Raw genomic sequence first — 14,354 nt, forward strand, 5'->3', positions numbered from 1 at the left:
TTATGATTTAAAATTCTGCGTGTGTTTGACACGTGGACGTTTGTCTATATACTAACACTTGCCTTATCTATCGTCAAGATATTCACCATTGGGAGGTTTTATGAAAAAACGGTTGCTATCCCTGCTTTTCGTCATCACATTGTTCAGTGCATCGGCGGTTTCCGCTTCGGCGCTGATGAACAATATTCTGAAAGTCGGTATTCGCTGGGGTTCCACGGCGCTTGAGGCGGCGAATTTGGAAAACGCGGTGGGTTCCGGCTATGAGTTTGGCTATTACGATGAAAGTAGGCATTTTGTCTATTTGGATGAAACGGATGAGACCACCATTACCATGCGGGTGACCGGCTCGGGGAATGGCGTTGTTGTGACGGAGACCGGCAGCGGAAGTGTGCTGTTTCGGTTTGATGAAAGCGGCTATTGCTTTGGTGTCCGTCCCAAGGGGCGGGACACAGAGACATGGTGCAAGGGCTATAAATATCCCGGCGGGTTTGAGTACCGCTGCAATGACAACGGCACACTGACGGTAATTAACGTAGTGGATATCGAAGATTACGTGAAGGGTGTTGTGCCCTACGAAATGGATAAGGATTGGCCCTTGGAGGCACTGGAAGCGCAGGCTGTCTGCGCCCGTACCTATGCCGCAAAGACGCGGCATCCGTCATTGGGCTTTGATGTCTGCGCCGGAACGGACTGTCAGGTCTATTACGGACGCAACCGGGCCACGGCGCAGACGGACGAGGCCGTGGAAAATACGGAGGGAGAGATGCTGTACTACAACGGTACGCCCGTTGATACGGCGGTTTACTGTGCATCCAATGGCGGCGCTTCCGAGGATGCGGGGAATGTCTGGAACGCGGACATTCCGTATCTGAGAGGGAAGCAGGACCCCTACGAAGCGCTGACTAATATTCCCAATTATAATTGGTCTGTGACCTACACTGCGGATGAGCTGACATGGATATTGGAGCAAAAGGGATATTCCATTGGCACAGTGAAGAATGTTTATGTGGCGGAATTCACCCCGCTTGGAAATGTCAGCAAGGTAACGTTTGAGGGCAGTCAGGGCGATGTGACCGTAAAGGGCGAAGTGTGCCGGACGGTTTTTTATTCCAGTACCTACAATAAATCCGTAAAAAGCCAGCGCTTTACGATCAATGGCGGCGGCGCGGTAAACAGCGGTATTTATGTGAATAATAGCAGTACGCGCCTTGATTCCTTGGAGGGGGTCAATGTGCTCAGCGGCAGCGGAACAACCTCCGAGCTGGAAAAGCAGGCGGCAGTTCTGTCGGCATCCGGTGTCTCTGAGGTCAGCGGCGAAACAACAGCAAAGACCTCCGCCGCCGGTTTGTTTACCATTACAGGTACCGGCAGCGGCCATAATCTCGGCATGAGCCAGTACGGAGCAAAGGCCATGGCGGAACAGGGCTATTCCTATCGGGAAATTCTGAAATTTTATTATACGGATATCACCATTGAGTGAGGAGTGAAACGATGAAAACAAGTGATTTTAATTATGAACTGCCGCAGGAACTGATTGCACAGACACCTCTGGAGCGGCGGGACGGCTCAAGACTTATGACGCTGGATCGGAATACCGGCGCATGGGAGCATCATCATTTTTATGAGTTGCCGGATTTTCTGAGATCCGGCGACTGCCTGATTTTGAATAATTCCAGAGTGCTGCCGGCCCGCTTGCTGGGCCAGCGGATGCCCGGCGGCGGTGCGTGCGAGATTCTGCTGCTCATTGACCGGGGGGATAAGACTTGGGAATGTCTGGTGCGGCCCGGGCGGCATCTGCGCGAGGGAGCACGGCTATCCTTTGGCAACGGTGAGCTGACTGCGGAAGTCACAAAGGTTCTGCCGGACGGCAACCGGCTGGTGCGCTTTGATTATGAGGGAATTTTTCTTGAGGTTTTAGAACACCTTGGTAAGATGCCTCTGCCGCCGTACATCAAGGAGGAGCTTCAGGATCAGGAGCGGTATCAGACTGTGTATTCCAAGGTGCTTGGCAGCGCAGCGGCCCCCACGGCGGGACTGCATTTTACACCGGAGCTGTTGGAAAAAATCGCGGCGCAGGGCGTTGGCATCGGCTATGTGACGCTTCATGTCGGATTGGGGACGTTCCGTCCGGTAAAGGAGGATGAGATCACCGACCATGAAATGCACAGTGAATACTGTGTGATTTCGCAGGAAACGGCGGACCTCATCAACCGCACAAAGGCAAACGGCGGGCGCTGCATCTGCGTGGGAACGACATCGTGCCGGACGCTGGAATCGTGGGCGGCAGAGGACGGACACATGGAGGCCAAAGCCGGCTGGACAAATATCTATATTTATCCGGGCTACCGCTTTAAAGTGATGGATGGGCTGATAACGAATTTCCATCTGCCGGAGAGTACGCTCATCATGCTGGTGTCGGCCTTTGCCGGGCGGGAGCACATTTTAGCCGCTTACGAGGAGGCCGTTCGGGAAAGGTATCGCTTTTTCAGCTTCGGCGACGCGATGTTCCTTTACTGATTTTTTCAAATTTTGCTTGCACGTTGCCGGATTTTGAAGTGAAATTTTCTGAATTGCTTATTTTTTCTGTAATTTTCTATTGAATTTCACGAGAAAATTGTTTATAATATTTTTGCTAATTTTCACGATAGGAGGATCATTTTATGATCAGCATAACGAAGGACACCATTATTGGTGATATTCTGGATGTTGCACCCCAGACCGCACCCATTTTCCTGTCTATTGGTATGCATTGTCTGGGCTGCCCCTCTTCCCGCGGCGAGACTGTTGAGGAGGCCTGCATGGTCCACGGCATTGATGTGGATAAACTGCTGGCGCTGGTGAACGAGGAAGCCAATAAGGCACAGTAATTTTTGCGCTGCTTGGGACGCATACGGGAGAGACCGTATGCGTCCTGTAACTGTGCAATCAGAGAAAGGGGAGGAACGTCGTGCGCGCATTGGGACTGCCGCCCCGGCTCCGCTTAATCGCTGATTGGGTGCCGGAGGGCGCCTATCTTGCGGATGTCGGCACCGACCATGGCTATCTTCCCACATGGCTCCTTTTAAGAGGGAGTATTCGCGGCGCTATTGCCAGTGATCTGCGAAAGGGCCCCTTGGAGCGTGCGAAGGCCACCGGGGCGCTTTACGGCGTGGAGCGGATTGACTACCGCTTATGTGATGGCCTTTCCGGCATCCGGCGGACTGAAGTGGATACCGTTGTCATCGCAGGAATGGGGGGCGAGACCATGCTCTCCGTTTTAAAGGGGGCTCCATGGACTGCGGACGGACAGCACACACTGCTGTTACAGCCTCAGACACACGAGGAGCTTGTGCGCGCCTATCTTGCGAATAACGGTTTTATGATTACGCGGGAGGCGCTGGTGCAGGATCGCGGCACCCTATATACGGTGATGGAAGCGAAGGCAGGGAAAATGGAGTTGTCCTTCAGTCAGATATGGGGCGGCGCTTGCTTGCTGCACGATCCGCTGGCAGATCGGTATCTGATCGAAAGAATCGTGCGGACGCTGATGGCGTTGGCCGGTGCAAAGCGCTCCGGCCGTGCTGATGCGAAAAAGACGAGAGAGCTGCGGGAGATTTTGGCGGCTTTGCTTCGTGCAAGAGAGGAGTGGCGCTGTGCCAACTGTAAGTGAAATTGAACAAGCGCTGTTCCGCCTTGCGCCGAAGGAACTTGCGATGGCGTGGGATAATGTGGGTCATCTGGAGGGGAATCCGAAACAGAGTGTGCAGCGGCTTTTGGTTGCGCTTGACGTTACGGAGGCAGTTGTATCCGAGGCAGAGGAAAAGGGCTGTCAATTGATCGTTTCTCACCATCCGTTGATGAATGTCCGCTGGCATGAGAAGGAGCTGCAATCCCTGCGGCCGGACCGCTATCTGGGGCATTTGCTGCGAAGATTGGTCAAGGCAGATATTTCCGTTATATCCATGCATACAAATCTGGATATTGCCCCCGGTGGCGTAAACGATGCGCTGGCCGAGGCGCTGCGAATCGAGGACCCCGGACCTCTGCCGGGAGATGCGGACCATCTATGCCGCATGGGACATTTGCAGAATGCTATAAAGTTATCAGACTTTGCAGATACGGTGTGTGAGGCACTGGGGGCAAACGGCGTTCGCTATGCCGGGAGCAGGCCCGTTCAATGTGTAGCGGTAGGCGGCGGTGCCTGCGGTGATTATATTGATACGGTGATCGCCGCCGGGTGTGATACCTTTGTTACATCGGATTTGACGTATCACCAGTTTTTGGACGCTGTACCCAAGGGTATCAACCTAATCGATGCAGGCCATTTCCCAACAGAGGACCCGGTTTGTGCCAAGCTGGTTGCTTACTTGAAAAACGAATTTTCACAGCTTGCTGTTTTTAAATCCACTTCCCATAAGGAAGTCATTCAATACATTGTTAAAGGAGAAAATTAACCATGTCCGGACATTCTAAATGGCATAATATTCAAAAGACCAAGGGCGCTGCCGATGCCAAGCGCTCTGCCGCATTTACCAAAATTGCCAAGGAAATCATTGTGGCTGTGAAGGAGGGCGGCGGCTCCGGCGATCCCGCCAACAACTCCCGTCTGGCGACGGTGATTGCCAAGGCAAAGGCTGTTAATATGCCTAATGACAATATCAAGCGTACCATCGACAAGGCACTGGGCGCCGGCAGCACGGAGAACTTTGAGTCCGTCACCTACGAGGGCTATGGCCCCGGCGGCGTGGCTGTCATTGTGGACGCACTGACTGATAACCGTCAGCGTACCGCCCCCGAGGTCCGTCATGCTTTCGATAAGTGCAACGGCAATTTGGGCGCGCAGGGCTGTGTGTCTTGGAGCTTTGACAAGAAGGGCGTCGTCGTCATTGACAACGAGGATCAGGAGTTGGACGAGGACACCGTCATGATGGATGCGCTGGAGGCTGGTGCCGGTGACTTTGAGGCGGATGGTCCGGTTATGGAGGTCCGCTGTGAGCCGGACGATTTCAATGCGGTGGTCAAGGCGCTGGAGGATAAGGGCTATACGTTCCTTTCCGCCGACATTGCCATGGTGCCCCAGAACTACATCACCCTCACGGATGAGGGCGACCTGAAGAATATGCAGAAGCTCATTGATATGCTGGAGGACAATGACGATGTCCAGAACGTCTGGCATAACTGGGAGAATGACTGAAACCGTTGCGCCGCAGCGGATTGACGGATTTGCATATTTGCCAGTTGTGACATACAGGACCTGAGCTGTGACATACATTCATCCTCCAGTTGCGATATACATGAGGAGGAATCCGTATGGAAATCGGTGTGGCGGCAAAGGAATATCTGATAGAGATTGAGGTTCGGAAGTATACCCCTAAGACCATTAGGAGTTACCGAAATAACCTCAATCTCTTTCTGCGTTTTTGTGAGGAAGAAGCGAAGATTTCAGAGATAGAAGATGTGTCCCTTGCAGTTGTTCGGCGTTTTTCTCTCTATCTGAGCGGCAAAGGGAAAAAGGGAAGCTATATCAATGGCCTGTTGAAAGTAGCAAAGGCGTTTATCCAATACTGCTATGAGGAAGGATACGGCGGCTTTAATACGAAGAAGAATTTCAAATGGTGCAAGCAGGATAAGGCGGTCATTATGGCTTTTGACCCTGCTGATGTACGCTCTATGCTTCAATCATGCCGGGGCTATGATTTCCTCCATGTGAGGGACAAGGCGATTTTGACCACCCTGTTTGAAACCGGGATACGCTGTTGGGAACTCTGCTGTATCCAGAAGCCGGACATTCATGAGGATTTCATTATTATTCAGGGGAAGAATCACAAGCAGCGGGTAGTTCCTATTACGCCAATCCTCCGCAAGGCTCTGATGAAATATGACGCTGTGACAGAGGATTATTTTACCCTGAAAAACAGGGAGGATTATTTCTTTTCTGCGCATGGACGGCAGTTGACGAATAGCGCTGTTGAGCATATCGTAAAGCGTTATGGAGAGGGGATAGAGGGTATTCGGACATCACCCCATACTTGCAGGCATTTTTTCGCGCAACAGCAAATCAAGATGGGAACTGACCTCTATACGATTTCACGCCTTTTGGGTCACGAGAATATCCAAATCACCCAGACATATTTGAACAGCTTGCGGGACAGGGACGTTATCGAGATAGCCAAAAACAAGAGCGTTTTGATGTCACTGTAGGATTTATATAAAATAAACAAGGGAGCGGAAGATTTTATCTTCTGCTCCCTGTTTATTGGCCCTGCGCTGAAAGGACCTATTGTGTGTTACCCATTTTGCAGGCTTTCCAGTTCTGCCGGTGTTTTGGGATAATCTCCGAAGCCGCCATCTTTACTGGGGGTAGCCAGATAGTACCGCAGTAGCTTAGCCCAAGCGTTTTCTTCCGCAGTCAGGGCGTTGGTGTCAATCACAGCGTCCAGAGTCTCTGCGGCATCTGCTTCTTTTTCCGGAAATAGCTCTCCGTAAAAAACGGCTCCTGTAATGGCATGCCATCTGGTTTTATCATCCATCACATTCGGATAGGCCAGCATCTTTGCGTAAGTAACTGGATCATAGAAAAGGGCGCTGCAGAGAATTTCATCATAGCTTTCTGAATAGGCTCCATCCAATCCCTTCGCGGTACAGCCCCATTGAATGCGAAGTATTTCGGAGTCAGAATAGCTCTCCTGGCCAGCCAGCCATGACATGAAGGCCTCCGATGTGGTAAAATTATCGATCGTACTGCCCAGTTCCCCGAACTCCTGCCAATCCATATCCGGCAGGTTGGTAAAGACATCTCGACGATAGGCATATTGTTCCTCGGCAGAGAGGTTTTCATTGGTCACAAGCTGGTTCCACGCGATATAGACCCTTCGGGTGGTGTCAATCGGTTCCTGATAGATATCCTGACGGTTGGAGTAATCCGGGTCGCCGCTGCTTTGGATAGGGAAGCGGGTAATGTTGTTGACGGAGTAGGCCTCGTTCCCGGCATCCAGCATATTCTCCACCCGGATACCCGCTACCAGACCATCTTCCATGAAAAAGCAGATGCTATTGGAATAGGCATCCTTGGGCTGATAGGCGTAAAAGTAATTGTGCGCTGCGAGAAGGTTACTTCCATCTTCCTTGACACAGTATACTAAGTCGGTTCCGTAGGCGCCCACAACCTCTGCCTTGGTACTGCCTACATGGATGCCCCGGGGTGTGGAAAGTTCCTTGTAATCGGTTTCCAGTTTTAAAATTGTGTCCGGCTGGCCATCCAGATGAGAGTAGGTCAAACGGATACCGGCCTCGTCCAGACAGTCAACAGTGTGGAGCTCTGCTCCGTTGTCCTCCTTTGTGACAACCATTTTCGCGTCCTGTGGGAGCGGCGTTTCAAATGGATAGGTACCGGTTTGCTCACCAAGCTGTAAAAAGTCCCCGGTTTCCGTCCAATCCAAAACCAGAGCGAAGTCTGTGGTCGGGCTTTTTACCAGATCTGCAATGTTCGTGGTTTCTTCAGCGGTGCCCGCAGTGAACTGCTCGGTGTTTCGGGGATTTAGTAAAAACCCAGCCAAGAATAAAATAAAGAGAACGAAAATAGCAATTAGGACCTTTTTCCATGTGGAACGGCCTTTGGCAGGGGCTTGAATCGGCAGAGGCGGTACACTGTCAGCTTCATCCGTATCGGTTTTCTCCGGCGTTTCCGTCAGCTCTGCCACAGAAATGCCGAACTCACGGGCAAGCGCTAAGAGATTATTCATGTCCGGGACGGATAGGTCCGTTTCCCATTTACTGACTGCTTGGCGGCTGACGCCCAGCCGGTCACCAAGCTCCTCCTGAGAGATATTTAATTGTTTTCGATATTGGCAGATGCGCTGTCCCAACGTCATAATAGGGTCCTCCTTGTATCGGAATGTCAGGTGAAATTCTGCCCTCAGTATACCATACAGGGCTGTGCTTTGCTACCACCCGATTGTCAACTATCGGTTGCGGCGTGAAAAAAGGCGGAATTTCAAGGAAAAAGCACTTTTTAATTTTCCTGTGAAAATCTTCCGTTACCCCCTTTCCAAACGGCGGAAAATAAGGTAAAATAAACGATAAGATTATATGCCATAGGAGGGCAATATGGAAAAACCGGTTTATCATCGTGTTTTGCTGAAAATCAGCGGCGAGGCGCTGGCGGGAGATAAGCACTCCGGTCTGGATTTTGAGGTGATCGGTCAGGTGTGCGATGCGATCAAGAGATGTCTGGACATGGGCGTTCAGGTGGGCCTTGTTGTCGGTGGCGGCAATTTTTGGCGGGGCGCCAAGAACAGCGGCGGCGGCAAAATGGAGCGCAGCCGCGCTGACCATATCGGAATGCTGGCGACCGTTATGAACTGTCTGGCCGTGGCGGATGTCTGCGAGCAGAAGGGAATCCCCGTCCGGGTGCAGACCGCCATTGAAATGCGCTCCATCGCGGAGCCGTACATCCGCTCCAAGGCTATCCGGCATCTGGAAAAGGGCCGCGTGGTCATTTTCGGCGCTGGCACCGGCAATCCCTATTTCTCCACAGACACGGCGGCTGTGCTGCGGGCTGCGGAAATTGACGCAGATGTGATTCTGCTTGCCAAAAACGTAGACGGTGTTTACAGCGCCGACCCGGTCAAGGACCCCACTGCGGTGAAGTATGACAGCATCTCCTATGACGATGTGCTGGCACAGCATTTGATGGTCATGGATACAACTGCGACATCGCTTTCTATGGACAACCATATTCCCGTACTTTTGTTTGCTCTGAAGGACCCGGAAAATATTATCCGGGCAGTATGCGGCGAAAAGGTCGGAACCATCGTAAAGGAATGAGAAAGGAAGGAACACGCCATGTTGAAGGACGAATACAAGATTTATGAGGAAAAGATGAGCAAGAGCATCGACTCTGCCGCTGCGGATTTTGCATCTGTCCGGGCTGGCCGGGCCAACGCCGCTGTGCTGGACCGCATTACGGTGGACTATTACGGCACGCCGACGCCCATTCAGCAGATCGCCGCGATTTCCACGCCGGACCCCCGTATTCTGCAAATTTCCCCTTGGGATAATTCCGCGCTGAAATCCATTGAAAAGGCAATTCTGAACTCCGACCTCGGTATCAACCCGCAGAATGACGGACGCAATATCCGCCTGAATTTCCCGCAGTTGACGGAGGAGCGCCGTAAGGAACTGGTTAAGCAGATTCGCAAATATGCCGAAAACGGCAAGGTGGCGATTCGCAATATCCGCCGGGACGCTATGGATGCCTTCAAGAAAATGGAAAAGGCGTCCGAAATCACGGAGGACGATCTGAAGCAGATGGAGAAGGACCTCCAGAAGCTGACGGATGAGAGCAGCAAGAAAATCGACGAGCTTCTTGCCCGCAAGGAAAAGGAACTGATGGAGATCTGATGGCTGAGGTACGAACTGGAACACATACGGCGGGGTGGGTTGGTGACCCACCTCGCCATATCGCTATCATTATGGATGGCAACGGCCGCTGGGCCACGAAGCGCGGACTGCCCCGTACCGCTGGTCATAAGGCGGGAGCGGAGACATTCCGCAAAATAGCTACCTACTGCAAGAATATCGGCGTCAAGTATCTGACGGTATACGCCTTTTCCACGGAAAACTGGAAGCGCTCCGAAACGGAGGTCTCCACCATTATGGCGCTTTTGAAAAAGTATCTGCTGGAGGCGGTGGATACCATGGAGCGTGACCATATCCGGCTCCATTTCTTCGGAGATATGACACCCATTGCTCCGGAGCTGCGGGCGCTGGCCCATGAGACGGATGAAATTACAGAGCATCTGTCCCGCGATGATTTTCAGGCGAATGTCTGCCTGAATTACGGTGGCCGGGATGAGATTCTGCGGGCGGTTCGGCGGTTTGCCGCCGAGTGCACGGCAGGGACGCGGAAGCCGGAGGAGCTTGATGAGGCGGTATTTTCTTCCTATCTGGACTCTGCCGGCATCCCGGACCCGGAGCTGATCATCAGGCCCAGCGGAGAGGAGCGGCTGAGCAATTTCCTGCTCTGGCAATGCGCCTACTCGGAATTTTATTATACAGATACGCTGTGGCCGGATTTTGACGAGGCGGAGCTGGATCGGGCCATTGCGGCCTATCAGAGCCGTGACCGCCGCTTTGGCGGTGTGAAGAAATAAGCCCTTACAGGCGTTGAAAGGACTGATTTTCAATGTTGCAAAGATGGCTGGTTGTCATTGTTGGTCTGCCGCTGCTGCTGGCGGCGTTTCTGCTGTGTCCAAGCTGGGCCACGCTGATCGTGGTATGCGGCATTTCTGCCGCCGCCGCCTATGAGCTGCTGCACACGGCAGGAAAGAAGGTGCCGAAGTGCGTCTATGCGGCCACCATTCTGGCGGCTGTTGTTCTGGAATGGGTCATTTACGATGAACATACATGGCAGTTTTATGACGGGTATCAGTCCATCGGGATGATCCGCATTCTGTGTGAGCCGCTGACGCTGGTAACGTTCCTGTTTTTCATTGCGGTCAAGGGATATGGAAAGCCAAACGCTATGCCCTTTGCTGATGTGGCCACCGCCATTGTGGGCGGCATTGTATTCCCCATGATGTACAGCAGCATTTTTCTACTGCGGATGGATCCGGAATATGGCAGAATGTACGTGCTGCTGCCGTTTTGCGTGGCGTTTATCGGGGACAGCCTTTCCATGTATGGCGGAATGCTGTTCGGAAAGCGCAAAATGGCGCCGGCGGTCAGCCCGCACAAAACATGGGCGGGTGCCATTGCCGGTGTGCTGGGCGGCGCGCTGGGGCTGGTGCTTTGGGGCGCAGTGGCCCATGCATGGCTTAGCTACGCGCCGAATTATTTGCAGTTGGCGCAGTATGGTGCGCTGGCAAACGTGGTGGGGCAGTTGGGTGATCTTTCCATGTCCCTCATCAAGCGCGAGGCCGGTATCAAGGATTTCAGCCACCTGTTTTTGACCCACGGCGGAATGCTGGATCGCTTTGATTCCACGCTGTTTATTGCTCCGTGGCTCTATCTGTTTGTTTGCGCGGGCGGACTGTAAGGCATAGGGGATAAGCTATGACAAATACGATTACAATACTCGGCTCCACCGGCTCCATTGGACGTCAAAGTCTGGATGTAGCGGAACAGCTCGGCCTGCGTGTTGCGGCCCTGACCGCTAATACCAATGTGGAGCGAATGGAGGCGCAGTGCCGGAAATTTCGCCCAAAGCTGGCGGTAATGACAGACGAAGGCGCGTCAAGAGAGCTAACTATGCGCCTGGCGGATACTGACATCAAGGTACGGGGCGGCTTGGAGGCGCTATCTGAGGCTGCCGCACTGCCGGAGGCGGACACGGTCGTGACCGCAGTGGTGGGCGTTGTGGGTCTGAAGCCAACGCTGGCGGCAATTCATGCGGGAAAGCGTATCGCGCTGGCAAATAAGGAGACACTGGTTTGTGCCGGAGAGCTGGTTATGGATGAGGCGGAGCGCTGCGGCGCGGAAATCGTGCCGGTGGACAGCGAGCATTCCGCTATTTTTCAGTGCTTGCAGGGCTGCGCGGAGCGCAGTGAGATCAAGCGGCTGATATTGACCTGCTCCGGCGGACCGTTCCGGGGCATGAAGCGGGAGGAAGCGGCAGTAAAGACCCGTGAGGATGCTCTGCGGCATCCGAATTGGACCATGGGGCCGAAAATCACCGTTGATTGCGCCACATTGATGAATAAGGGGCTGGAGGTCATTGAGGCCATGCGGCTGTACCGCCTGCCCTTGCGTCAGGTCTCCGTTGTGGTGCATCCGCAGAGCATTGTTCACTCCATGGTTGAATTTTGTGACGGAGTGGTTTTGGCGCAGTTGGGGACGCCGGATATGCGTTTGCCGATTCGTTATGCTATGACCTATCCGAAGCGGGGAGAAAATCCGGCGCCGCCGCTGGATTTGCTGAACAGCCCGCCGCTGACCTTCATGGAGCCGGACAGGGAGGTGTTTCCGTGTCTTCGTCTGGCAGAGGAAGCGGCGGAACAGGGCGGTACAGCCTGCGCGATTTTGAATGGCGCCAATGAGGAGGCTGTTCGCCTGTTCCTTGAGCAAAAAATCGGCTTTTACGATATTTCCGATTTGGTGGCTGAGGTCAGGGCGATGGTTCCTACGGTGCAAAGCCCCTCTTTGGAGGATATTCTGACAGCGGACAGGGAGGCACGAGCTGCCTTGAAATCCGCGTATTCAAGGAGTCATGCATGAGCATTGTCTATATCCTTGCAGCAATTCTGATTTTTGGAATTTTAATTGCCGTGCACGAGTTGGGACATTTTCTGGCTGCGAAGTTCTGCGGCGTGCAGGTCAATGAGTTTTCCATCGGCATGGGTCCCGCACTGTGGAAAAGGCAAAAGGGCGAGACCCTATATTCGCTTCGGCTTCTGCCCATCGGCGGCTACTGCGCCATGGAGGGCGAGGATGAGGATACCGGTAACACCCGCTCCTTTGTCCGGCAAGGCTTTTTAAAAAAGCTGGTGATTTTGGCCGCCGGTGCTTTTATGAATTTCATTGCCGGACTGCTGATTATCGCAATTCTGTTCAGCAGCGCGCAGGTGTTTTGGGTAGACAGCATAGCGAACTTGGCGCCGGAGGTCACGCAGACCGGTGCGTCCGGACTGATGCCCGGAGATCAGATTTACAAGGTCAACGGCTGGCGCACTTATTTCAGCGGCGACGCGCAGATGTTTTTGGGCTATTCCGGCGATACGGCCGATATTGAGGTCATTCGGGACGGCCAGCATATCACGGTGCAGGAACTTCTCCGGCAGACCTGTACGGACCAGCAGGGCAAGCCCTATCAGGGCTTTGGACTGTATGTGGGACGTCAGGCGATCACTGCGACCGCGTGGAACAAGCTTTCGTATAGTTGGAATCAGGCGAAGGACTTTGTTCAGTTGGTTTGGTTCAGTCTCGTACAACTCGTTCAGGGAAATGCCGGACTGAATGACCTCAGCGGCCCGGTGGGCATCGTGACAACCATTCAAAATGTCGGCTCAGAGGCGCAGCAGGAGGCGGAGAGCAATAATGAAAATGGACTCTTAGCCGCGGCGGAGAGTATTGCCTATTTTGCGGCGTTGATTGCGGTAAACCTGTCGGTGATGAATCTTCTCCCGCTGCCGGCGCTGGATGGCGGGCGGATTCTGTTCCTGCTGGTGGATGCTGTTGCTATCAAAGTCTTCCATAGAAAAATACCCGAGAGATTTCAGGCGGCTGTCAATGCGGCGGGCATGGCGCTTTTGCTGGGCTTTATGCTGCTGGTAACATTTCATGATGTATTCAGGCTGTTGAAATGACTGAAAAGAGGATATTCAAGATGACAAAGAAGCTGATGGTGGGGTCCGTGCCGGTGGGCGGCGGTACTCCGGTTACCATCCAGTCCATGTGCAATACGAAAACGGATCAGGTTGATGCTACCGTGGCGCAGATTCACGCGCTGGAGGCCGCCGGATGCGAGATCATCCGCATTGCGGTGCCGGATGAGGCAGCGGCTATGGCGGTGGACCGTATCAAGGAGCAAATCACGATTCCGCTGATTGCGGACATCCACTTTAATTATAAGCTGGCGATCATGTGCGCCGAGCGGGGAATCGATGCACTGCGCATCAACCCCGGCAACATCGGTGGGGAGGAGCGGGTCAAGGCTGTGGCGGAGGCTTGCCGCCGAAAGCGGATTCCCATTCGTATCGGTGTCAATGGCGGTTCTCTGGAAAAGAGCCTGCGGGCCAAGTATGGCGGCGTTACTGCGGAGGCACTGGTGGAGAGCGCCATGGGCCATGTAAAGCTGCTGAACCGCTATGACTTTGATGATATCTGCATTTCGGTCAAATGCTCCGATGTGCCTTTGACCATGCGGTCCTACACGCTTTTGAGCCAGCAGACAGATTATCCCCTGCACTTAGGCGTTACCGAGGCCGGTACGCCGGCTATGGGCATGATAAAATCCGCCATGGGAATTGGCGGATTACTGTGTATGGGCATCGGAGACACGATGCGTGTCACGCTGACGGCGGACCCCGTTGAGGAGGTTTACGCCGCGCAGAGGATACTCCGGGCTGCCGGACTGCGGAGAGATGGCGTCAATCTGATTGCCTGCCCGACCTGCGGCCGCACACGAATTGATTTGATTCCCATGGCGGAGGAGGTCGAGCGGCGCCTTACGGGCTGCAAGAAGAATATTACAGTCGCGGTGATGGGCTGCGCGGTCAATGGCCCGGGAGAGGCGTCTGCCGCCGATGTCGGCATTGCCGGCGGAGACGGTGAGGGTCTGATATTCCGAAAGGGAGAAATACTTTACAAGGTGCCGCAGGAGCAGCTTGTAGATGCCTTAATGAAAGAAATTGAGAAGCTGTAAACGAAAGAGGTCC

General features: G+C 53.5%; 15 protein-coding genes. 14 read left to right on the forward strand and 1 reads right to left on the reverse strand.

Going from position 1 to position 14,354, the window contains the following annotated elements; genetic code table 11:
• The first annotated feature begins 100 nt into the window (after window positions 1-100).
• From PY311_RS04405 to PY311_RS04435, 7 genes are all read left to right on the forward strand, one after another.
• Window positions 101-1,480: a SpoIID/LytB domain-containing protein gene (locus tag PY311_RS04405; RefSeq protein ID WP_286147445.1), complete on the forward strand. Its 1,380-nt coding sequence runs from the start codon at window positions 101-103 to the stop codon at window positions 1,478-1,480.
• An 11-nt stretch (window positions 1,481-1,491) separates the two neighbouring features.
• Window positions 1,492-2,517, forward strand: coding sequence for a tRNA preQ1(34) S-adenosylmethionine ribosyltransferase-isomerase QueA (gene queA / locus PY311_RS04410; protein ID WP_286147446.1), 1,026 nt, complete (start codon window positions 1,492-1,494; stop codon window positions 2,515-2,517).
• A 143-nt stretch (window positions 2,518-2,660) separates the two neighbouring features.
• Entirely contained in the window at window positions 2,661-2,867 is a 207-nt protein-coding gene (locus tag PY311_RS04415; RefSeq protein WP_286147447.1) for a DUF1858 domain-containing protein, read from the forward strand.
• 80 nt (window positions 2,868-2,947) lie between these two features.
• The gene (locus PY311_RS04420) at window positions 2,948-3,649 is read left to right on the forward strand and encodes a tRNA (adenine(22)-N(1))-methyltransferase (protein ID WP_286147448.1); all 702 of its coding nucleotides are present in this window, start codon (window positions 2,948-2,950) and stop codon (window positions 3,647-3,649) included.
• Window positions 3,633-4,433: a Nif3-like dinuclear metal center hexameric protein gene (locus tag PY311_RS04425; RefSeq protein ID WP_286147449.1), complete on the forward strand. Its 801-nt coding sequence runs from the start codon at window positions 3,633-3,635 to the stop codon at window positions 4,431-4,433. Before PY311_RS04420 ends, PY311_RS04425 begins: the two co-directional genes overlap by 17 nt.
• Window positions 4,434-4,435: 2 nt before the next feature.
• The gene (locus tag PY311_RS04430; RefSeq protein ID WP_286147450.1) at window positions 4,436-5,173 is read left to right on the forward strand and encodes a YebC/PmpR family DNA-binding transcriptional regulator; all 738 of its coding nucleotides are present in this window, start codon (window positions 4,436-4,438) and stop codon (window positions 5,171-5,173) included.
• Between the two features lie 116 nt (window positions 5,174-5,289).
• Window positions 5,290-6,180: a tyrosine-type recombinase/integrase gene (locus PY311_RS04435; protein ID WP_286147451.1), complete on the forward strand. Its 891-nt coding sequence runs from the start codon at window positions 5,290-5,292 to the stop codon at window positions 6,178-6,180.
• An 86-nt stretch (window positions 6,181-6,266) separates the two neighbouring features.
• Here the strand turns inward: PY311_RS04435 and PY311_RS04440 are convergent, their stop codons facing one another.
• Entirely contained in the window at window positions 6,267-7,850 is a 1,584-nt protein-coding gene (locus tag PY311_RS04440) for a helix-turn-helix domain-containing protein (protein WP_286147453.1), read from the reverse strand.
• 235 nt (window positions 7,851-8,085) lie between these two features.
• On the opposite strand from PY311_RS04440, the gene pyrH reads away from it, so the two are divergent.
• The 7 genes from pyrH to ispG are packed head-to-tail and all read left to right on the forward strand — an operon-like array spanning window position 8,086 to window position 14,341.
• Window positions 8,086-8,805 (forward strand): UMP kinase, encoded by a 720-nt coding sequence (gene pyrH, locus PY311_RS04445; protein WP_286147454.1) that lies wholly within the window; start codon window positions 8,086-8,088, stop codon window positions 8,803-8,805.
• Window positions 8,806-8,823: 18 nt separating this feature from the next.
• A complete protein-coding gene (gene frr, locus PY311_RS04450; RefSeq protein WP_286147455.1) occupies window positions 8,824-9,381 on the forward strand; it encodes a ribosome recycling factor in 558 nt (185 codons plus the stop codon).
• Window positions 9,381-10,133, forward strand: coding sequence for a polyprenyl diphosphate synthase (uppS, locus tag PY311_RS04455; RefSeq protein WP_286147456.1), 753 nt, complete (start codon window positions 9,381-9,383; stop codon window positions 10,131-10,133). The genes frr and uppS overlap by 1 nt, the downstream gene beginning before the upstream one ends.
• A 32-nt stretch (window positions 10,134-10,165) precedes the next feature.
• The gene (locus PY311_RS04460; protein WP_286147457.1) at window positions 10,166-11,017 is read left to right on the forward strand and encodes a phosphatidate cytidylyltransferase; all 852 of its coding nucleotides are present in this window, start codon (window positions 10,166-10,168) and stop codon (window positions 11,015-11,017) included.
• Between the two features lie 17 nt (window positions 11,018-11,034).
• On the forward strand, window positions 11,035-12,195 hold the full coding sequence (locus PY311_RS04465; RefSeq protein ID WP_286147458.1) for a 1-deoxy-D-xylulose-5-phosphate reductoisomerase: 1,161 nt from the start codon (window positions 11,035-11,037) through the stop codon (window positions 12,193-12,195).
• Window positions 12,192-13,283 (forward strand): M50 family metallopeptidase, encoded by a 1,092-nt coding sequence (locus PY311_RS04470; RefSeq protein WP_286147459.1) that lies wholly within the window; start codon window positions 12,192-12,194, stop codon window positions 13,281-13,283. Before PY311_RS04465 ends, PY311_RS04470 begins: the two co-directional genes overlap by 4 nt.
• Entirely contained in the window at window positions 13,280-14,341 is a 1,062-nt protein-coding gene (ispG, locus tag PY311_RS04475; protein WP_286147460.1) for a flavodoxin-dependent (E)-4-hydroxy-3-methylbut-2-enyl-diphosphate synthase, read from the forward strand. The genes PY311_RS04470 and ispG overlap by 4 nt, the downstream gene beginning before the upstream one ends.
• The last annotated feature ends 13 nt before the right edge of the window (window positions 14,342-14,354 follow it).

The organism is Neopoerus faecalis (genome assembly GCF_029218125.1).
Taxonomy (GTDB): domain Bacteria; phylum Bacillota; class Clostridia; order Oscillospirales; family Oscillospiraceae; genus Oscillibacter; species Oscillibacter faecalis_A.

Coding starts and splice junctions, on each gene's coding strand:
- pyrH (WP_286147454.1), top strand. CDS start 8,086: ATGGAAAAACCGGTTTATCATCGTGTTTTGCTGAAAATCAGCGGCGAG.
- PY311_RS04460 (WP_286147457.1), top strand. CDS start 10,166: ATGTTGCAAAGATGGCTGGTTGTCATTGTTGGTCTGCCGCTGCTGCTG.
- PY311_RS04405 (WP_286147445.1), top strand. CDS start 101: ATGAAAAAACGGTTGCTATCCCTGCTTTTCGTCATCACATTGTTCAGT.
- ispG (WP_286147460.1), top strand. CDS start 13,280: ATGACTGAAAAGAGGATATTCAAGATGACAAAGAAGCTGATGGTGGGG.
- PY311_RS04465 (WP_286147458.1), top strand. CDS start 11,035: ATGACAAATACGATTACAATACTCGGCTCCACCGGCTCCATTGGACGT.
- PY311_RS04430 (WP_286147450.1), top strand. CDS start 4,436: ATGTCCGGACATTCTAAATGGCATAATATTCAAAAGACCAAGGGCGCT.
- frr (WP_286147455.1), top strand. CDS start 8,824: ATGTTGAAGGACGAATACAAGATTTATGAGGAAAAGATGAGCAAGAGC.
- PY311_RS04470 (WP_286147459.1), top strand. CDS start 12,192: ATGAGCATTGTCTATATCCTTGCAGCAATTCTGATTTTTGGAATTTTA.
- queA (WP_286147446.1), top strand. CDS start 1,492: ATGAAAACAAGTGATTTTAATTATGAACTGCCGCAGGAACTGATTGCA.
- PY311_RS04440 (WP_286147453.1), bottom strand. CDS start 7,850: ATGACGTTGGGACAGCGCATCTGCCAATATCGAAAACAATTAAATATC.
- uppS (WP_286147456.1), top strand. CDS start 9,381: ATGGCTGAGGTACGAACTGGAACACATACGGCGGGGTGGGTTGGTGAC.
- PY311_RS04435 (WP_286147451.1), top strand. CDS start 5,290: ATGGAAATCGGTGTGGCGGCAAAGGAATATCTGATAGAGATTGAGGTT.
- PY311_RS04415 (WP_286147447.1), top strand. CDS start 2,661: ATGATCAGCATAACGAAGGACACCATTATTGGTGATATTCTGGATGTT.